Here is a 19,433-nt window from a genome sequence, read left to right as displayed (position 1 = left end):
GTTCCTGCGCCTGCCGCTCGCCCGCCGTCAGGCCATCGCCAGCAAGATGCGCGGCCAAAGCCAGATGGAAAATGCCCACAAGAGCCAGATCATCATGGATGTGACGCCCGCGGCGGTGGACGACACCCTGCGCGCCCACGACTGCCGGATGATGATCCACGGCCACACCCACAGACCCGCCATCCACGACTTCACCCTCGATGGCCACCCCGCCCGCCGCATCGTGCTGGGAGACTGGTTCGAGCAAGGCTCGGTGCTGATCTGCCGCCCCGGCGAGCAGCGGCTGGAAATGCGGGCGCTGGCAGAGGCTTGATAGCCCGTCAGTCCGGTTGACCACAAAGCCCCCAGCCCTCCATCACTCCCCATCGTTCGCGCCATCCGGTTCACTGCTCATCAGGCGCGAGCGAATAAGTGGTGATCGCTCACAGATCAGCAAAGCAAACCTGCACTCCTCCTTCAGTCCCCGGGTTGTGTGAACCCCGTCACCTTGCCCCTTGCCAATTGAGAGGATGATGGCGCTCAGGCAGAAACATTTTTCTCGCCAGCTATTTCAACAAGTTGAGGTTTGTATGCCTGACAGCAATGCGGTCGCTCATCCGTTCGATGCCAAGAAGATCAATGTCAACGATCCCTATGAGATGAAGCAGTGGATCAAAATGTTCGAGTGCACCGAAGTCCAGCTGAAACGGGCGGTCAAGGCAGTCGGCACCTCAGGCAAGGCGATCAGAAAATACCTCAAGAAGTGAGGGCACAACCCCGTCACAAACCCGGCCCCGCTTGCGGGGCTTTTCTCATCTTCGCCTTTACGTGGGCCATCCCCGCCTCTGGTTGGCGGCGCACATACCGCCTTTCAACCGCTCATAACCGGACTGTGCAGCCCGACCAGCACTGGCCGCCGTCCGACAGCTTGTGACCAGCCAGCGCCATCCGGCCCTTCGCATCCCGGCATCCCTGCCTATAATGCGGGCTCAAACACACAGAGAGGATTAATCCATGGGCTTTATCACCTGGATCGTATTGGGACTGTTGGTGGGTATTCTGGCGAAGTGGATCATGCCGGGTCGCGACGGTGGTGGTTTCTTTATGACTGCCCTGCTGGGGATTGTCGGCGCCATGGTTGGCGGCTATGTGGGTACCCTGCTGGGGCTGGGCTCGGTGACCGGTTTCAATATCCCGAGCATCGCGCTGGCGACCGTGGGTGCCCTTATCGTCCTGTTTGTCTTCAACAAGATCCGCAGCTGACCCCCAACGCCATCTATGTGTAGATAAACAGGGCACCGCGAGGTGCCCTCTCTTTTTTTATCGCCCTCACGATGTTGCCAACGGCAAGATCAGCCTCACCAGCAAGCCACCCAGCTGGGTGGCCGGCAGCAACACCACCTCGCCGTGGTGATAGTGGGCGATATCGCGTACCAGCGCCAGACCAAGCCCCGCTCCCGGCTGTTCGCTCCCCTGCTCGAGGCGCTGGAACGGCTGCCAGACTCGCTCCGCCAGCTCGGGGGCGATGCCGGGACCGCTATCCTCTACCTCCAGCCAGATCTGCCCGTTGCTTCGCACCACCCGCGCCGTCACCGTGCCGTGGGGCGGAGTGTATTTGATGGCGTTGTCGAGCAGGTTGGCGCACAGTTCCCCGAGCAGCAGCGGCTCCCCCGCCACCATGATGGCGGACTCCTCCCCCTCGTACCCGAGATCGATCCCCTTGCTGCGGGCCTGCGCCAACCGTGACAGACAGGCCTGCTGCACCAGCGCCGTCATCTCGATGGGCTCACGCTGGCGCAGCCCGGAGCACTCGTCCGATTTGAGTCTGGCCAGCAGCAGTAACCGTTCGGTCAGGGCGATGGTGTGATCGAGCCGCACGGCCATGGCATCGAGGCTTTCGCTCATCAGGGCCGGATCGCCACTGCCGCGGGCCACCTCAACTTGGGTTTTCAAAATGGTGAGCGGCGTGCGCAGCTGATGGGCGGCATCGGCGCTAAAGCGCTCCTGCCGGGCCACCAGCTGGCGCAATCGGGCCAGCTGGCGGTTGAACGCCTGCACCAGCGGCCGGGTCTCCTGCCAGGGGAGCAAGTCGGGCAAGGGTGCAAGATTGGCGGCATCGCGGCGCAAGATCTCCCGCGACAGGCGCCGCATCGGGGTGAGCAGCCGCTTGAGCAACAGATAAGCGAGCAGCAGGGTGAGCACCACCAGCGCCCCCTGGGTTAGCACGGCCGACCAGAGCAGCTGCTGTGCCAGTTGCTGGCGGCCGAGCAGGGTTTCCGCCACCGTGATGCGGGCCATGCCGGTGACGCCCCCCTCGCCCACCGGTTGCAGCAACATAACGGCGCGGATTGGCGCCTCCTGATAAAGCCCGTCATAGAAGTAGGCGAGCGCCGGATAGCGGTCGGTCAGCGGCGTACCGTCCGGCATGGGGGGCAGGTCGTCAAAGCCGGAGATGACCCTATCGTCGATGCCGCGCACCTGATAGAAGAGGCGATCGCGCATGTTGCGCTCGAAGCTGTCGAGCACCACATAGGGCACATCCACCCTGAGGCTGCCTTCGGCTGCCGTCAGCCGCTCGGCAACGGTGCGGGCCGAGGCAAGCAGGGTGCGATCATAGGCCGAGGTAGCCGCCGCCAGCGCGCCGTAGTAGCTGTACCAGGCCGAGGCGGCCCAGAGGATCAGCAAGGGGCCGCCCAGAAACAGCAGCAGTTGATGGAGCAGGGAGCGGCTAATGGGAGGCCTCCGGCGCCGCTTCCAGCAGATAGCCGAGACCGCGCAGGGTGGTGATCACCACCCCGCTGCCCACCAGCTTTTTGCGCAGCCGGTGGATATAGAGATCGATGCTGTCGAGCCCCACCTCGTCATCGAGGTTGAACACCTGCTCGAACAGTTGCCCCTTGGCGACTGGCCGCCCGTGGCGATACATCAGCGCGGTCAGCAGCGCCTGCTCCCGCGGAGTCAGGGCCAGCCGGACATCGGCCAGCAGAAAATAGCCATCGGGGTGCAGGGTCAGGCGCCCCAGCCGCAGCTCGGCACCACCGCTTTCGCTGCGTCGCAGCAGGGCCCGCAGCCGGGCATCCAGCTCCCCCAGATCGAACGGCTTGGCTAGATAGTCATCGGCTCCCGCATTGAGGCCGCAGATCCGCTCCTCCACCGCGCCGCGGGCGGTGAGCAGCAGCACCGGCACCCCCTGCCCCCTACTGCGCAATCGGCCGAGTACCACCAGCCCGTCGAGCTTGGGCATCTCGATATCGAGCACCGCCAGCGCGTACTGTTCGTGGCGCAGCAGGTGGTCAGCCTGAGCCCCGTCAGCCACCCAATCCACCGCGAAACCGGCGCTGGTGAGTGCCCGCGACAGCCAGTGGGCCAGTTCGTGATTATCTTCTGCCAACAGCAAGCGCATCCCTCTCCCCTTGTTCCTAACCACGGCATTCAGCCGCACTGCTTCAACTGCATCCCTTCGTCACTGCTATTGCGGGAGAAGGTGCGATCAGGGTCACACTCCCGGCTCTTGGTCAGCGATTGAAAGGTGAATGAAAGGTTGTTGTTTTAACAATTTCGCATCACTTCGTCCATCGACGGAGTCACACCCAGGAAAAACAACGACAAGATGGAGCACACAACCATGAAGCAACGCACACGTCATGCCCTCGCCCTGCTGACCCTGCTCGGCGCCCTGCCACTGCAGGCGGCCGAAAGTGCCGCGACCCCGAGCCGTACCGAATGCATCGCACCGGCCAAACCGGGCGGTGGTTTCGATCTCACCTGCAAGCTGCTGCAGGTGAGCCTGCAGGAAACCGGCACCATCGACAAGCCGATGCGGGTCACCTACATGCCGGGCGGGGTCGGCGCCGTGGCCTACAACGCCATCGTGGCCCAGCGCCCCGCCGAGGCGGGGACTGTGGTCGCCTTCTCCGGTGGCTCCCTGCTCAACCTCTCACAGGGGAAATTTGGCCGTTACGGGGTGGACGATGTGCGCTGGCTGGCGGCGGTGGGCACCGATTACGGCATGATCGCGGTGCGCCACGATGCCCCCTATCAGAACCTCAAGGAGCTGGTGAGCGCCATGGCGCGCGATCCCAACAGCGTGGTGATCGGCGCGGGTGCCTCCATCGGCAGTCAGGACTGGATGAAGACGGCGCTGCTGGCCAAACAGGCCGGGGTTGACCCCCACAAGATGCGCTACGTCGCCTTTGAAGGGGGCGGCGAGCCGGTCACCGCGCTGCTGGGCAACCATGTGCAGGCGGTCTCCGGCGATTTGAGCGAGATGGTGCCCTATATCGGCGGCGACAAACTGCGGGTGCTGGCGGTGTTCTCTGCCGAGCGGCTGCCCGGCAAGCTGGCCACCATCCCCACCGCCAAGGAACAGGGTTATGACCTGGTGTGGCCGGTGATCCGCGGCTTCTATGTCGGCCCCAAGGTAAGCGACAGCGAATACCAGTGGTGGAAGCAGACCTTCGATCAGTTGGTGAAGACCGACACCTTCAAGGCGCAGCGGGATCTGCGCGGCCTGTTCGAGTTTGACCTCACCGGCGAGGCGCTCGACAGCTACGTCAAGGAGCAGGTGGCGCAATATCGCGAGCAGGCCAAAGCCTTCGGTCTGGCCAAATAGGAGCCGCAGCCATGAGCGATCGCATCTTCGCCGCCATCTGGCTGCTGCTCTGTCTGGCAGGCGCCGCCATCGCCTGGCAGATCCAGAGCGAATACAGCTATGAGCCGCTGGGGCCGCGCCCCTTCCCGCTCGGCATCATCGGCCTGATGGCGCTGTGTGCCCTGTTGCTGCTGCGCCGCCAGCCGGACACCGTCACCTGGCCGCCGCTGCGTACCCTGCGCCACCTCGCCATTATGGTGGTGGCGCTGGCCGGGTACGGTGCCAGCTTCGAGTGGTTGGGCTTTCCGCTGGCCACCACCCTGCTCACCTTTGTACTGGGGCGCCTGTTTGGCGCCTCTGCCAAAGCTGCCCTGCTCTCCGGCGTCGTCGGCGGTCTGGTGCTCTATCTCGCCTTCGACCGGCTGCTGGATGTCACCCTGCCCCTCGGCGTCTGGTTCTCTTAAGGAGTCAATATGGATACCTGGATGTACCTCTCCCAGGGCTTTGCGGTGGCACTCACCCCGGAGAATCTGGTTATTGCCCTGATCGGCTGCTTTGTCGGCACCGTGGTCGGCCTGCTGCCGGGCCTTGGCCCCATCAACGGGGTCGCCATTCTTTTGCCGCTGGCCTTTGCCCTCAAGCTCCCCCCCGAATCGGCGCTCATTCTGCTCGCTACCGTCTACATAGGTTGCGAGTATGGCGGGCGGATCTCCTCGATCCTGCTCAACGTGCCGGGGGATGCCGCCGCCATCATGACCGCGCTGGATGGCTACCCCATGGCCCAGCAGGGCAAGGCGGGCGTGGCTCTCTCCATCTCGGCGGTCAGCTCCTTTGTCGGCTCCATGCTCGCCATCGGGGGGATCATCCTGTTCGCCCCGGCGCTGGCGCGCTGGTCACTGGCCTTCGGCCCAGCGGAGTATTTCGCCCTGATGGTGTTCGCCATCGCCTGCCTTGGCAGCATGATGAGCCAGAACCCGCTCAAGTCCTTTATGGCGGCGCTGATTGGGCTGGGACTCGCCACCGTCGGGGTGGATGCCAACACCGGCGTCTATCGCTTCACCTTCGACAGCGTTCACCTCTCGGACGGGGTGCAGTTTATCGTGGTGGTGATCGGCCTCTTCTCGGTGAGCGAGATCCTGCTGATGCTGGAACACACCAGCGGCGGCGGCAAGCTGGTGCGCACCACCGGGCGGATGCTGTTCAACTTCAAGGAGCTGGTCCATTGCACCGGCACCATGCTGCGCTCCTCCACCATCGGCTTCTTCGTCGGCATTCTGCCCGGCGCCGGTGCCACCATCGCCAGTGCCATCACCTACATGACCGAGAAGCGACTGGCGGGGCCGAATGCCAAATTCGGCGAAGGGGACATTCGCGGCGTGGCAGCGCCAGAGGCGGCCAACAACGCCTCAGCCTGCGGCTCCTTTATCCCCATGCTGACACTGGGAGTGCCGGGGTCGGGTACCACGGCGGTGATGATGGGGGCGCTGACCCTCTACAACATCACCCCCGGCCCCACCATGTTCACCGAACAACCCGATGTGGTGTGGGGACTGATCGCCGCCCTCTTGCTGGCCAACGTCATGTTGCTGGTGATGAACATCCCCATGGTGGGGCTCTTTACCCGCATGCTCTCCATCCCGCTCTGGTTTCTGGTACCCGCCATCGCCAGCGTCTCGGCAGTGGGAGTCTATGCGGTGCACAGCACCACCTTCGACCTGTTGCTGATGGTGGCCCTCGGGGTCTTTGGCTACCTGCTGCGCAAGATGCACTTCCCCATGTCACCGCTCATTCTGGGCTTCGTGCTGGGTGAAATGCTGGAGCAGAACCTGCGCCGCGCCCTCTCCATCAGCAATGGCGACACCGCCATCCTGTGGAGCAGCGGCATCAGCCAGACCCTGCTGGTACTGGCCATCGTAGTAATCACCCTACCCCCGCTGGTACGCCTGCTGCGCCGCCGCAAAGCCGATCCGCTGATCCCGGACGCCCGCCCGGAGCAGGGAGCCTGATCCCCTCTGAACAGAAAGAGGCACGCCAGCAAACTGGAGTGCCGTTAACGAACAAGGGCCCCACACAGTGGGGCCCTTGTTTATGAATGGCGTGTTGATGCCATCCTGCGCTTTTCGTCAAATGAGCTTGTCACTGCGCATCCGGCTGGTTGGCAGGGGCCGCCTTGATAAAGGCCTGCAACTGTTCGCAGTTGGCGACGATGCGGCGGATGGTGGGGTAATCGTCCAGGGTCATGTCGTAGCGGCGGGCGTTGTAGACCTGGGGCACCAACATGCAGTCGGCCAGGGTCACTTCGTTGCCGACGCAGTAGACACCGGCGGTGGTCATCAACAGCTGTTCGAGGGCAGTGAAAGTCTCGTCAATCCAGTGGCGATACCAGCGGGCCTCCTGCTCGTTGTTGGCCCTGAAGTGCTCTTCCAGATAGTTGAGTACCCGCAGATTGTTGAGCGGGTGAATATCACAGGCGATCATGTTGACGATCTGGCGCACCCGGGCCCGCGCATCGGGGGAAGAGGGCATCAGAGAATAGGCGGGATAGGTCTCGTCAAGGTACTCCATGATGGCGACCGACTGACCGATCTGCACATCGCCATCCACCAGAAACGGCACCAGCCCTTGGGGGTTTATCCGGCGATAGGCCTTCTCGCTCTGCTCGCCTTGCCGCAAATTGATGGGATGCTGCTCGTAGGCGAGCCCCTTGAGCTGCAACACGATCCGCACCCGAAAACTTGCCGACGAACGCCAATAGCCAAACAACTGCAACATAATCTGTCCCTGCATCTTATCTGGGCCCGAAGCCCGGCAGGTGCTCGCCACCTGCCTCCTTGTGTACCCGGCACCGGTTGAGGGCTCGTCGTGATCCGGACATATCCCGAATATCCTTGCCGCCAACCGGCGCTGGCCATCAACCTCCCTGACCGCTCGCGGGCACCACCTGTTGAGAGATGGTGCCAAACAGGTTTTGGCCAGAGCGATCTTCCATCGCGATCGACACTCTATCACCAAACTGCAAATAGGGGGTTATAGCTTGATCACAATCAAGAATTTCCAGCATGCGGCGCTCGGCGATGCAGGATGAACCGGCGCTGCGATCGTAATTTGAGACGGTGCCCGAGCCGATGATGCAACCGGCACCAAGGGGACGGGTCTTGGCCGCATGGGCAATCAGTTCGAAGAAGCTGAATGTCATATCCACCCCGGCATCCGGTGCGCCAAACAGGGCGCCGTTCAGATGGGTGCGCAGGGGCAGCATCACCTTGCCATCGTGCCAGTCATCGCCCAGCTCATCCGGGGTGATGGCCACCGGCGAGAAGGCGCTGGACGGTTTGGACTGGAAGAAACCAAATCCCTTGGCCAGCTCGCCCGGAATGAGGTTGCGCAGGCTCACATCGTTGACCAGCATCAGCAGCTTGACGTGGCTAACGGCCCCCTGCGGGCTCACCCCCATCGGCACGTCGTCGGTGATGATGGCGACTTCCGACTCGAAATCGATCCCCCACTCCTCAGAACCCATCACGATGGGGCCACGGGGGGCGAGAAAGCTGTCGGAGCCCCCCTGATACATCAGCGGATCGTGCCAGAAGCTCTCCGGCATCTCGGCGCCGCGCGCCTTGCGCACCAGCTCCACGTGGTTGACGTAGGCACTGCCATCGGCCCACTGATAGGCACGCGGCAGCGGAGAGAGGCAAGACGCTTCGTCAAAGGGGAACGCCTCGGCCACACGGCCCTCGTTAAGCTGCTGATAGACAACCTCCAGCCTGGGGGCAACCTCGGCCCACTCGTCGAGAGCGGCCTGCAAAGTCGGGGCAATCTCGCTCACCCGTACCGCACGGGTCAGATCCCGGCTCACCACCACCAAAGCGCCATCGCGCTTGCCATTGTTCAATGTTGCCAATTTCATAAGCGATTCCTTATTTGCCGGCAGCAGCGTCCGGGCGCTGCCAGCTGGAGACATACCGGGTGTTCTCGATCCCTTCGCACAGACTGCCAACGTTCAGCGCATCGCGGGTATCGAGCATGACCGCCACCTCGTCGGTGAACTTCTTGACATAGGCCTGCCCTGCCGCAAACGCCTTGGGATGGGGGCCGTGGGTGAAACCGGCGGGATGGAAGGTGACCATGCCCCGCTCGATATTGTCCCGGCTGAAGAAGTCCCCGGCGTGGTAAAAGAGCACCTCGTCATAATCGTCATTGCTGTGATAGAAGGGCACCTTGAGGGCGCCGGGATCGCTCTCGATGGGGCGCGGCACGAAGGTACAAATCACGAAGCGGCTCGCCACAAAGGTCGAATGAGCTGACGGCGGCAGATGGTAGCGGTGGCTCATCAGCGGGCGGATATCCCGCCAGTTGAGGCGCACCACGCACAAATCCCCGTGCCACCCCTGCGCATCCAGCGGGTTGAAGGGCCAGGTGATGACCGATACCTGATCGTGGCGTTTCACCTGCAGCGACCAGGGATTCTCATCCTGCTGGGCCAAAAAGCGCTCGTTGATGGCGGGCACATCCAGCGCCGCCGGGTCGAAGATGGCGTGATTGCCCACCAGCCCCTTGTCCGGCAGCTGATAGCTGTCGTTGGTCGCCTCGATCATCAGGATGAACAGGGGCGCTGTCGGCTCGATGCGCCACATGGTGCCACGGGGGATCACCACATAGTCGCCGTCCCGCAGGCTCAGGTGGCCGTAGTCGCAGAAGAACTCGCCGCCCCCTTCGTGGATAAAGAGCAGCTCGTCGCCATCGGCATTGCGCACCAGAAACGGCATCGCCTCGGATAGCCGCCAGACTCGGTAGCGGCAGTGGGGGTTGCTGAGAATGTCGGGAGCCACCCAGGGAGAGAGCGAGCTTACTTCCTCCTGCAGGGCATTGAGGTCAAACAGCCGTGGCCGCAGCGGCCCTTCCCAACTGCTCCAGTCGGTGGGGGCATGCTTGTGGTGCATGTGGGTGGCGGGGCCAAAAAAGCCGCTGCGCCCCAGCTCGCGCTCATAGATGGCCTGTTCCGGCAGGTCGGCATGGGCTTGCCGGGAGTGGGTCCCCTCCCGATGGGGGAAGTTAATCCAGTTACGCATCGCTCGCTCCCTCTTTGCGGGCACCCTTCTCATCCTCGCCGCCATCCAGCACGCCGCGGCGGATCTGGTCCAGCTCGATAGATTCAAACAGCGCCTTGAAATTGCCCTCGCCAAACCCTTCGTTACCCTTGCGCTGGATGATCTCGAAGAAGACCGGGCCTATCACGGTATCGGTGAAGATCTGCAACAGGATGCCATCCTTGGTAGGGGAGCCGTCGATGAGGATGCGCAGCTCTTTGAGGGCCGCCAGATCCTCCTGATGCCCCTCGACCCGGCTGTTCACCTTCTCGTAGTAGGTATCCGGGGTCGGCATAAAACCGGTACCGCGGCTGCGCAGGGTGCGGATGGTGTGGTAGATATCGGCCGAGGAGAGCGCAATGTGCTGGATCCCCTCCCCCTTGTACTGGCGCAGGTACTCCTCGATCTGGGACTTGTCATCCGCCGACTCGTTGATGGGGATGCGGATCTTGCCGCAGGGAGCGGTCATGGCGCGTGAATGCAGCCCGGTCAGCTTGCCCTCGATATCGAAGTAGCGAATTTCGCGGAAGTTGCCGATCCGCTCATAGAAGTTGGACCAGACATCCATATTGCCGCGATGCACGTTATGGGTCAGGTGATCGATCTCCATAAGACCGGCATCTACCTCTGCCATCCGGGACTGCCAGTCGGGGTAGAAGACAAAATCCACGTCATAGATGGAGCCCTTGTCGCCATAACGGTCGACAAAGGAGAGAGTACTCTCGCCGATACCGTAGATGGCGGGAATATTGAGCTCCATCGGGCCAATCTTGCCGACAAAGGGCTTGGCCCCCTTGGCGATGGCGAACTGCTGGGCCTTGCCCGCATCGCTCACCCGAAATGCCATGCCGCAAACGCTCGGCCCGTGCAGGCTGGCAAACTGCTCCGCCTGGGAGTGGGGCTCGGCATTGACCACGAAGTTGATATCCCCCTGCCGGTAAAGCCAGCACTGCTTGTGTTTGTGCTTGGCGACCTCGGCAAACCCGAGCGACACAAACAGGCTCTTGAGAGCGGCAATCCCCTTGGCATCGGGGGCCGTGTACTCGACAAACTCGAAACCGTCGGTGCCTAACGGATTGATGGTGTGAGTGGCGGAAGAGGTGGCATTCATCGGGCGCTCCTTGCTCTTGATTCGGTTAAAACGGATTGCAGCACGCAGCGGCGCAGCAAGTGTTAACAACTTGTTTCATTAGAGATAGGGCGTAGCAGGAAGAGAAGAGGCAGGTTGCAGATAGTTTTTCGCAGCTGGCAGCAAAAGATGTAAATTGATTGTGACATTCAAGCCGCAGCCTTGCGGATCAAACGGTAACGACCCGCAGGACTGTCAGCTTTGCCTTACAGTTGCCAGTTTTTGACCATCAGATGGGGCAAGCAGGCCCGGGCCTTTTGCAGTCGCGTGGGCGTCGGATTGATCAACCACGCCTCTTTCCCCAACCCCAGCAGCGGCAGATCGTGCAGGCTGTCACTCAAGGCCAATTCGGCATCGAGGGCGCAGATCTCCGGCAGCAGCTTGTGCTGGCCGTGGCAATAGAAGCGCGGCATCAGGCCGCCAAAACGGTAGTGCATCTGCGAGCCAATGATCCGGTGGGGCAACTGGCCGGGCAGTTGTTGATAGAGCTGGGCTCGCACCAGCGCGCAGGGACTGGCGGAGATCACCCAGCAGCGCGCGCACTCGCTTTGCAGCAATTCGCGAGCCTGACGATACAGCCCCGGCCTGGTGCGGCAATAGGCACGCACCAGCTTGCGCCAGCCCAAAGAGGAAAGCCCCAAGGTGATGGCCCACCAGATAAGGGAGATACCGCGCCGCCGCTGGCTGGGAGCAAGATAGACCAAGCCACCGAGCGCGATTACTGGCAACAGCAACAACGGCCAGATCCGGCGGCGCAAGATATAGCGCAGCAGACCGGCGTGGCTGTCGCCGGGGGCCAGGGTGTCGTCAAAGTCGGCCAGGATCCAGCGCGGTGCACGTCCGTCAGGATCACGCTCTTTCGCTGAATGGATCATTGTGTCAGACGCTGGGCGCATAAGCATCAGGGCGCAAGGGCTGCGATGGCGGCCGTGAGCTCGGGAGTGACAAATTCACTCCCCACATCGGGCGGGCAGACAAAGTCGAACGGCTCGCCCGCCAGCGTAAAACTCAGTCGCCAGGCGTGCAGATAGCCGCGATCGGCTGGCGTACCGCCATAGCGCTCATCCCCGAGAATGGGGGCGCCGATACTTTTGAGGGCAACCCGGATCTGGTGGGTTTTGCCGGTCTGGGGCTTGATGCGATAGAGCCGCAGCCCCTCGCGCACCGACACCGAATCAAACCAGCTGATGGCAGGATTATCCAGAGTACGCACCAGCATCCAGCTGCCGCCACGCCCCTTTTGCATATCCCCCTTCACCCAACCCTGCTTCTTCTTGGGTTTGCGATCGGAGAGCGCCAGATACTGCTTGCTCACCTCACGGGCCGCAAAGGCCATGCTCAGCGCGCGGTTCGCCTCCGTGGTGCGAGCCAGCAGCACCAGCCCGGAGGTCATCTTGTCGAGCCGGTGCACCGGATAGAGAGTGAGCCCGGTATCGGCCTTCACGCGATTGACCAGCCCCGGATTGACCGACTCACCGTCGCCCTTCTCGTCGTGCATGCCGATGCCGGGCTGCTTGTCGATAACCAGGAAAGCGGAATGCTCAAACAATATCCGGTACATAAAACCTCGGGAACTGGGGAATAAGGCATGCAGCCAACGGCTGGCGGCGCTCGGGAGTGCTGCATTCTCCCTGCTCGTCCGCCATTTGGCAAACCGGACGGGCGGAGGATAAAGATAAAAAATGGCCCCGCCTGCAACAGGCGGGGCCATTTTCACTCATCTTGGCAGATCACACCTTACACATTGCGCGGGCGCAGGTGGGCGTGCCAGCGCGCTTCCCACTTCTTGAACAGCCAGACGATGACAAAGGTGAGCAGCATATAGAGCAGCCCTGCGGTCAAAAACGCCTCGAACGGACTGTAGTAGCGGGAGTTGATGATCCGCGCCGCGCCGGTCAGATCGACGATGGTGATGATGCCCGCCACCGCCGAGCCTTGCAGCATGAAAATCACCTCGTTGCTGTAAGCCGGCAGCGCCCGACGAAACGAGTTGGGCAAAATGATCCGGGCCAGGGTCTGCCAGCGGGTCATGCCAAAGGCGTTGGCAGCCTCAATCTGGCCGCGCGGCATATTGTGTACCGCCCCACGCACGATCTCGGCGGTATAGGCGGCGGTATTGAGGGTAAAGGCCAGCAGAGCGCAGAACCAGGCTTCGGAGAAGAGCGACCAGGCGGCACTGTTCTTCAGCCACTCCCACTGGGCGGCGCCGTAGTAGATGATGAAGAGCTGCACCAGCAGCGGGGTGCCGCGAAAGAAGTAGATATAGGCCCAGATCGGCCCCTTGATCAGCCAGTTGCGGCTATTGCGCAGGATGCCCATGGGCACCGCCAGCATCAGGCCGAGGATCAGAGAGAGGGCCACCAGCCAGACGGTGGTATAGAGCCCCTCCCAATAGGTGGGCCACTCTTTGAGAATGATTGAGAAATCCATGGCTTACCTCGTCTTCATCGTGATGTAGTGACGCTCGGCACTGGCACCGCGACGCTCACAGTAAACGGATGACTGCATTGAGTACGACATGGCTTACCTCGTCTTGATGGCATAGTGACGCTCGGCCCACTTGAGCGCCGAGGTAGAGACTGCGGTGAAGATCAGGAAGATCAACGCCACCGCCATGTAGAAGGTGAAGGGTTGCTGGGTCGAGCCCGCTGCCAGCGAGGCTTTGCGCACCATGTCATCGAGGCCGATGATGGAGACCAGCGCGGTGGTTTTCAGCAGTACCAGCCAGTTGTTGCCAAAGCCCGGCAGGGCGTGGCGCATCATTTGGGGGAAGAGGATCCGCACAAACACCTGGGTTGCCCGCATGCCAAAGGCCCGTGCGGCCTCCAGCTCCCCTTTGTCCACCGCCAGAATGGCGCCGCGAAAGGTCTCGGTCATGTAGGCGCCGAAGATAAAACCGATGGTCGCGACACCGGCCACAAAGGGGCTGATGTCGATATAGTCCGGAAGCAGGGAGACCCACTCCTGATTGGGATTACTCTCCAGTAACCAGCTGTTGTAAGTCTCGTTGACCCAGGTGCAGATGCCGTTGATCAGCACCTGGCCGCCAAAGAAGAGCAGCATCATTAGCACCAGATCAGGGATGCCGCGAATGATGGTGGTGTAGCCGGTGGCGATGGCCCGGGCCCACTTGTAGGGAGAGAGTTTGGCCAGCGCCCCCAGCATCCCCAGCAGCAACGCCAGCAGCAGGGAGGCCAGCGCCACTTCCAGGGTGACCCAGGCGCCCTCCAGCAGCGAGGCTTCGTATCCTTTCAAATCAAACATATGCAGCTCCATCGCCACTGAATCTTCACGCACCTGCTAACCAGAAGGCTCCATAGCAGTCCGAATGAAATATGTGCAGCTCCATTGCAATCAATGCGGGCCCGTAAACTCCCTCAGGGAGGTGACGGGCCCGATGACTACTGACAGGATCAACCTGTCGTTACTTGCCGTAGACGTCTTTGGACTTACTCGCCGTAAACGTCTCTTTGTTTTACTCTCCGTAAACGTCAAACTCGAAGTACTTGTCGTTGATTTCCTTGTACTTGCCGTTGGCACGCAGCGCCAGAATGGCGGCGTTGAATTTCTCTTTCAGATCCTTGTCAGCCTTGCGCACCGCAATACCGGCACCCTCGCCAAACCACTTGGGATCGGTCAGTTTCGGGCCGACGAATTCAAAGGCATCACCGCCCTCTTTCTTCAGCAGACCGTCGGTGATGGCGGCAGAGTCGGCCAGCACATAGTCCACACGACCGGATTTCAGATCGAGATAGGCTTCATCGGCGGTGCCGTAACGCTTGATGGTGGCGTTGGGGAAGTTGTCGGTAATAAAGGTATCCATGGAGGTCGCACGCTGCACCGCGACGGACTTGCCTTCCATAAAGGCCTTGTCGAGCTGCACATCAGTGCCCTTCTTGGCGGCGAAGCGGGCCGGAATGTGCTGGTACTTCTGGGTGAAGTCCACTTTCTTCTTGCGCTCTTCTGTGATGTCCATGGTGGCGATGATGGCGTCAAACTTGCGTGACAGCAGCGCCGGAATGATGCCGTCCCAGTCCTGCTTGACCAGGGTGCACTTCACTTTCATCTCTTCGCACAGGGCGTTGGCGATGTCGATATCAAAACCTTTCACCTCGCCACTGGGCTCGGTCCAGGAGAAGGGGGGATAGGCACCCTCAACCCCGATCCGGACCTCTTTCCACTCCTTGGCCATCAGGCTACCGGACGCAAGGGCAGTAACTACGGCTGTCGCCAGCATCAGCTTGTTCATGTATCTCTCCTTGATAAAACAGTTGATTGGGTAACCAGGCATCCCGCCATCAGTAGATGGAGGAGATGAATTGCTTGAACCGCTCGGATTTGGGATGGGCGAAAATCTCCTTGGGGTTGCCCTCCTCTTCCACCCGCCCCTGATGCAGAAACATCACCTTGTTCGATACATCCCGGGCAAACGACATCTCGTGGGTCACCACCAGCATGGTGCGCCCCTCTTCGGCCAGCTCGCGCATCAGGCCGAGCACCTCCCCCACCAGCTCGGGATCCAGCGCCGAGGTGGGTTCGTCAAACAGCATCACCTCGGGCTCTACCGCCAGCGCACGGGCAATGGCAGCCCGCTGCTGCTGACCACCGGAGAGGTGGCCGGGATAGTAGTCGCGCCGCTCCCAGAGTCCAACCCGGTTGAGCAGTTGCTCTGCCTTGGCCAGTGCTTCGGCGCGAGGTACCTTGAGCACCTGGATTGGCACTTCGATGATGTTCTGCATGATGGTCATGTGTGACCAGAGATTGAAACTTTGAAACACCATGGCCAGTCGGCTGCGGATCCGCTCCACCTGACGCATATCCTCGGGCAACCGCTCGCCGGCGCGGCTGGTTTTCATCCGGATCAGCTCGCCATGGAGCGAGACAGTGCCGGATGAGGGGGTTTCGAGCAGATTGATACAGCGAAGAAAGGTCGACTTCCCCGAGCCGGAGGAGCCGATAAGGGAGATCACATCCCCCTTGTGGGCTGTCATGTCGATGCCCTTGAGCACTTCGTGGGTGCCAAAATATTTGTGCAGATCACGTACTTCCAGTGCGGCAACGTCGCTCATCCATTACAACCTTGTCTGTCCCTAGACGCCGCAGGGGGCGTGACTCAACCATCGTCCATTTAACAAAAAGTTAACCGATGGCAACCTTCAGCGAAAATATCACCCGGATAGTGAAAAAACAATACAGAACGAGGGTCTTCAGGGGATTCGCTCTATTTTTATTCGCTCTTTGCGTATTTTTCAGCACTTTGTTTGCATAAACAGCCGTTTCAATGGCTATTCCGATACCGCCTTTTTATACCCCAATCATATCAGTGGCAAGAGAAAAGCGTGATGTGTGCCAAACCGGCACCAAAATGGCTTTATGCACCCCCTTGCCGAGCGAAATATCGACCCCCCGATCGGATCAACTTGATTTCATTGGTGCACACGGGCTCGCACAGAACCTTATCAAACAGAGAGGTTGTGGCAAAAAAGTAACAATCTGCCCCCAAAAGGGCTGTTTGCGGCCATGAAAGCGAGAGATATGTGACACAGAGCCAATAAGTAATGATAAGGTGGTGTTTTTATCAGTTTTTGTGATCGAGGCCTCGATGCTGCTCAATGTGTTGCTGATCCTGTTGCCACTGGCAATCGGCTATCTGATTCCCCTCTCCTCTGCCCGACTGATCAAGCTGGTCAACCAGAGTCTGGGCAAGATGGTCTACCTCATTCTGTTTCTGATGGGGCTCGGGCTTGCCTATGTGGAGAACCTGGGCAGCAATCTGGCGGTGATCTTCAAGGTCGCCGGGGTGATGCTCACCGCGATCACGGTCTGCAACCTGCTGGCCCTCTGGTGGCTCGACAAGCGCACGCCGCCGACCCACGAGGCGAGCGATGCCAAGATGCCGGGCAAGTTGCACCTGCTGTGGGAATCCCTACAGCTCTGCTTTGTGGTGCTCGGCGGCGTGCTGCTGGGTCTACTGGTGGATCTGCGCGCCCTGCCCATCGACAAGTGGAGCGAGTGGGCCCTGATGCTGCTGCTGTTTCTCATCGGGGTGCAGATGCGCAACTCCGGCATGCGGCTGCGCCAGATCCTGCTCAACCCCTGGGGGATGAAGATAGCCGCCACCGTCATCCTCAGCAGCTGGCTGGGTAGCCTGCTGGCGGCCCAATTGCTGGGCATGCCCTTTGCCCATGGTCTGGCGATGAGCTCGAGCTTCGGCTGGTATTCGCTCTCCGGCATCCTGGTGGCCGACAAACTGGGGCCGGTGCTCGGTTCTGCTGCCTTTATCAACGATCTTGGGCGCGAGCTTATCGCCATCCTGATCATCCCGGTCCTGATGCGACGCCACCCCTCGGCGGCCATCGGTTACGGCGGCGCCACGGCGCTGGACTTCACCCTGCCGGTTATCCAGAAATCAGGGGGCATTCAGGTGGTGCCGGTGGCCATTGTCTCCGGCTTTATCCTGAGCCTGCTCGGCCCCATCCTGATCCTCGGGTTTCTGGCGCTCTAAGCCTTATTCCCACACTGCAGATCAAAAAGCCCGACCTTGTTGTCGGGCTTTTGCTGTTTGGAGCAACCACGCTCTCGCACTGACTACGATATTGCCCGCAGCCTTATTCGCGCCACTGGCCGCCACTCATCACCCGTTCGATAGCAAACGTCCGGTCGTGCACCAGCAGCAGATCCGCATCCTGTCCGACCCCGATACGCCCCTTGCTGCCGAGCCCCAGCGCCTGTGCCGGATTGCTCGTCACCGCGGCCAACGCCCTCTCCAGCGAGACACCGAGCCGGGTCGCGCGCACGCACTGCTGCCACAGGCTGGCAATCTGGCCGCAGCGCATCTCGATTAGCCGCCCCTCGCCATCAAAGCGCGGCAGGCTGGCGTTGGCATCCGAGCTGAAGGTGATGCGCTCGGCAGGCACATTGGCGGCCAGCAGCTCGAGGAGCGCATCGGCAGCAAGCCGCTCGCCATCCTCCAGCAGATCGGGAAAGCTCGAGGTGGTGAGGTCGACCCAACCTCCCGCCTTGCCCCACTCGATGGCCTCGGCAAAGAGCCAGGGGTTGCGGTTGCAGTGGGTGGGATAGAGCTGGCGCAGCGGAATGTCAGTCTCATCGCGCAGGGCCCGCAGGGGCGCCAATGCCCCCTTGCCATCCCCGACATGGAAGAAGCTGACCCCGCTCTTGCCCGCAAGCAGCCCGGCCACCCGCGCCTCGCTGGCAAGCCTGGCCAGCTCGTCGTGGGTCGGCGCACTGGATCTGTGGTCGCTGATGGCCACCTCCCCCACCCCCAATACCTCGGGGATCAGGATGATGTCCGACTCCACCGTGCCGGTCAGGGTCTTGACCGGCAGATGGTAGGAGCCGGTATACATAAAGGCGCTCACCCCGGCGGCGCGAAACTCGCGCACCTTGCCGAGCACCTGCGCGGGAGTGCGGGTCAGGCTGTCGGTGCCAAGCGCCGCCACCAGGGTGGTGACGCCGGCCTTGAGCGCCTCGCTCGCCGCCAGTTCAGGGGTGCGAAAAGCAAAGCCCCCCTCACCGCCACCGCCGGTGATATGGGCCAGCGGATCCACCAGCCCGGGCACCAGATAGCGGCCTCGACCATCGACCCTGTGCAACGGCCAGTTTGCGGGCACCGTCAACCCCTTGCCCATCCAGGCAATGCGGCCATCAGCCACCAGCAGATCCTGCTGGCCAAGTTGGGTGGGGCTGAAGATCTCGGCCCCCTCGATCAGGGTCAACATGGCGATCCTCCTTGCACGATTGTCGCTTGCCCGATGAAAAGAGAGGGAGCAAGCTCCCTCCCCCCGTCAACCACCATATATATCGTACTTGAAGTACTTCTGGTTGATCTGCTGATAGGTGCCATTGGCACGCAGGGCCTTGATCGCCTCGTCCAGCTTGCCCTTGAGCTCCTTATCACTCTTGCGCACGGCGATCCCCATGCCATCACCAAACCACTGACGAGCGGTCAGGGCGGGCCCCACATAGTCGAACTTGTCGCCCCCCTCTTTGCCAAGCAGCCCCTGCTCGATGGCAGAGGCATCGGCCAGCAGGGCCAGCACCCGACCCGCTTTCAGATCGAGATAGGCCTCATCGGCATTGCCGTAGCGGACTATGGTGACATTCGAGCCAAAATTGTCGGTCAGGTACTTGTCGTGGGTGGTGGCCCGCTGCACCCCGATGCGCTTGCCCGCCATGCCTTCCGGGGTCAATGTCAGCTCGGTCCCTTTGGCCGCTACAAAGCGATTGGGAATATGGGCATATTTCTCGGTGAAATCGACCTTCTGGCGCCGCTCGTCGGTGATCGACATGGCGGCGATGATGGCGTCGTATTTGCGCGACAGCAGGGCCGGGATCATGCCGTCCCAATCCTGCGCCACCAGCTCGCACTTGACCGCCATCTGCTGACACAGGGCGTTGGCGAGATCGATATCAAACCCCTTGATCTCGCCCGACGCATCGGTCCAGGAGAAGGGCGGGTAGGCCCCCTCCACCCCGAAACGCACGGTTTTCCACTCCTTGGCCATGGCGGGGGTGGCCAGCAGACTAGCAACAAACAGGGCTGAGAGGGTCAGTCTGATCTTCATCTTGAGTACTCCATTACATAAAAAGCGCACAGGCGCGGACAAGGCACCGCAGGCGAATGCAT

The 19,433-nt window shown here is 61.4% G+C and carries 20 protein-coding genes and 1 pseudogene; 7 read left to right on the top strand and 14 right to left on the bottom strand.

Going from position 1 to position 19,433, the window contains the following annotated elements; genetic code table 11:
• The 3 genes and pseudogenes from AB5Z09_RS21345 to AB5Z09_RS21335 all read left to right on the top strand — a co-directional run.
• Positions 1–313: pseudogene (locus tag AB5Z09_RS21345) on the top strand (UDP-2,3-diacylglucosamine hydrolase); the annotation flags it as partial.
• Between the two features lie 256 nt (positions 314–569).
• Positions 570–746: a DUF3606 domain-containing protein gene (locus AB5Z09_RS21340; protein ID WP_005337420.1), complete on the top strand. Its 177-nt coding sequence runs from the start codon at positions 570–572 to the stop codon at positions 744–746.
• Positions 747–993: 247 nt separating this feature from the next.
• A complete protein-coding gene (locus tag AB5Z09_RS21335) occupies positions 994–1,242 on the top strand; it encodes a GlsB/YeaQ/YmgE family stress response membrane protein (RefSeq protein ID WP_005359720.1) in 249 nt (82 codons plus the stop codon).
• Positions 1,243–1,308: 66 nt separating this feature from the next.
• Here the strand turns inward: AB5Z09_RS21335 and AB5Z09_RS21330 are convergent, their stop codons facing one another.
• Positions 1,309–2,664 (bottom strand): sensor histidine kinase, encoded by a 1,356-nt coding sequence (locus AB5Z09_RS21330; RefSeq protein ID WP_368196196.1) that lies wholly within the window; start codon positions 2,662–2,664, stop codon positions 1,309–1,311.
• 43 nt (positions 2,665–2,707) lie between these two features.
• Positions 2,708–3,382 carry a transcriptional regulator TctD gene (gene tctD / locus AB5Z09_RS21325; RefSeq protein ID WP_323917300.1) on the bottom strand — a complete coding sequence of 225 codons (675 nt, stop codon included), beginning with the start codon at positions 3,380–3,382 and terminating at the stop codon, positions 2,708–2,710.
• Between the two features lie 222 nt (positions 3,383–3,604).
• Here tctD and AB5Z09_RS21320 point away from each other — a divergent pair, with 222 nt between their 5' ends.
• From AB5Z09_RS21320 to AB5Z09_RS21310, 3 genes are read left to right on the top strand one after another with little or no spacing between them, the layout of a single operon-like run.
• Positions 3,605–4,591 carry a Bug family tripartite tricarboxylate transporter substrate binding protein gene (locus tag AB5Z09_RS21320; protein WP_368196193.1) on the top strand — a complete coding sequence of 329 codons (987 nt, stop codon included), beginning with the start codon at positions 3,605–3,607 and terminating at the stop codon, positions 4,589–4,591.
• An 11-nt stretch (positions 4,592–4,602) separates the two neighbouring features.
• Entirely contained in the window at positions 4,603–5,034 is a 432-nt protein-coding gene (locus AB5Z09_RS21315; RefSeq protein WP_042082375.1) for a tripartite tricarboxylate transporter TctB family protein, read from the top strand.
• A gap of 9 nt (positions 5,035–5,043) precedes the next feature.
• On the top strand, positions 5,044–6,576 hold the full coding sequence (locus AB5Z09_RS21310) for a tripartite tricarboxylate transporter permease (protein ID WP_088869256.1): 1,533 nt from the start codon (positions 5,044–5,046) through the stop codon (positions 6,574–6,576).
• Between the two features lie 130 nt (positions 6,577–6,706).
• On the opposite strand, the gene maiA is transcribed toward AB5Z09_RS21310, so the two are convergent.
• The 10 genes from maiA to AB5Z09_RS21260 all read right to left on the bottom strand — a co-directional run bounded on the left by maiA (position 6,707) and on the right by AB5Z09_RS21260 (position 15,855).
• On the bottom strand, positions 6,707–7,342 hold the full coding sequence (maiA, locus tag AB5Z09_RS21305; RefSeq protein ID WP_005361400.1) for a maleylacetoacetate isomerase: 636 nt from the start codon (positions 7,340–7,342) through the stop codon (positions 6,707–6,709).
• A gap of 139 nt (positions 7,343–7,481) precedes the next feature.
• Entirely contained in the window at positions 7,482–8,477 is a 996-nt protein-coding gene (locus AB5Z09_RS21300; protein ID WP_245132399.1) for a fumarylacetoacetate hydrolase family protein, read from the bottom strand.
• Between the two features lie 10 nt (positions 8,478–8,487).
• A complete protein-coding gene (locus AB5Z09_RS21295; RefSeq protein WP_368196190.1) occupies positions 8,488–9,639 on the bottom strand; it encodes a homogentisate 1,2-dioxygenase in 1,152 nt (383 codons plus the stop codon).
• A complete protein-coding gene (gene hppD / locus AB5Z09_RS21290; protein WP_368196188.1) occupies positions 9,632–10,768 on the bottom strand; it encodes a 4-hydroxyphenylpyruvate dioxygenase in 1,137 nt (378 codons plus the stop codon). The genes AB5Z09_RS21295 and hppD overlap by 8 nt, the downstream gene beginning before the upstream one ends.
• Positions 10,769–10,992: 224 nt before the next feature.
• Positions 10,993–11,661 (bottom strand): HAD family hydrolase, encoded by a 669-nt coding sequence (locus tag AB5Z09_RS21285; RefSeq protein WP_368196186.1) that lies wholly within the window; start codon positions 11,659–11,661, stop codon positions 10,993–10,995.
• Between the two features lie 26 nt (positions 11,662–11,687).
• Positions 11,688–12,347, bottom strand: coding sequence for a TIGR01621 family pseudouridine synthase (locus AB5Z09_RS21280; RefSeq protein ID WP_368196184.1), 660 nt, complete (start codon positions 12,345–12,347; stop codon positions 11,688–11,690).
• 176 nt (positions 12,348–12,523) lie between these two features.
• Entirely contained in the window at positions 12,524–13,216 is a 693-nt protein-coding gene (locus AB5Z09_RS21275) for an ABC transporter permease (RefSeq protein WP_368196182.1), read from the bottom strand.
• 93 nt (positions 13,217–13,309) lie between these two features.
• Positions 13,310–14,050 (bottom strand): ABC transporter permease, encoded by a 741-nt coding sequence (locus AB5Z09_RS21270; protein ID WP_005352911.1) that lies wholly within the window; start codon positions 14,048–14,050, stop codon positions 13,310–13,312.
• A gap of 211 nt (positions 14,051–14,261) precedes the next feature.
• Positions 14,262–15,035 (bottom strand): ABC transporter substrate-binding protein, encoded by a 774-nt coding sequence (locus tag AB5Z09_RS21265; RefSeq protein ID WP_005337307.1) that lies wholly within the window; start codon positions 15,033–15,035, stop codon positions 14,262–14,264.
• 49 nt (positions 15,036–15,084) lie between these two features.
• Positions 15,085–15,855, bottom strand: a complete 771-nt coding sequence (locus tag AB5Z09_RS21260) for an ABC transporter ATP-binding protein (protein ID WP_005337310.1) — start codon at positions 15,853–15,855, stop codon at positions 15,085–15,087.
• A 533-nt stretch (positions 15,856–16,388) separates the two neighbouring features.
• On the opposite strand from AB5Z09_RS21260, the gene AB5Z09_RS21255 reads away from it, so the two are divergent.
• Positions 16,389–17,291, top strand: coding sequence for a lysine exporter LysO family protein (locus AB5Z09_RS21255; RefSeq protein WP_019445359.1), 903 nt, complete (start codon positions 16,389–16,391; stop codon positions 17,289–17,291).
• Positions 17,292–17,394: 103 nt separating this feature from the next.
• On the opposite strand, the gene iadA is transcribed toward AB5Z09_RS21255, so the two are convergent.
• Both iadA and AB5Z09_RS21245 read right to left on the bottom strand, forming a co-directional pair.
• Complete coding sequence (iadA, locus tag AB5Z09_RS21250; protein WP_368196180.1) at positions 17,395–18,525, bottom strand: beta-aspartyl-peptidase; 1,131 nt, start codon at positions 18,523–18,525, stop codon at positions 17,395–17,397.
• Positions 18,526–18,591: 66 nt separating this feature from the next.
• Positions 18,592–19,371 carry an ABC transporter substrate-binding protein gene (locus AB5Z09_RS21245; protein WP_368196178.1) on the bottom strand — a complete coding sequence of 260 codons (780 nt, stop codon included), beginning with the start codon at positions 19,369–19,371 and terminating at the stop codon, positions 18,592–18,594.
• Positions 19,372–19,433 lie beyond the last annotated feature (62 nt).

The sequence above is a fragment of the Aeromonas sp. R2-2 genome (assembly GCF_040908355.1).
Classification (GTDB): Bacteria; Pseudomonadota; Gammaproteobacteria; order Enterobacterales; family Aeromonadaceae; genus Aeromonas; species Aeromonas veronii.
This window is presented reverse-complemented; position numbering and strand designations above follow the sequence as displayed.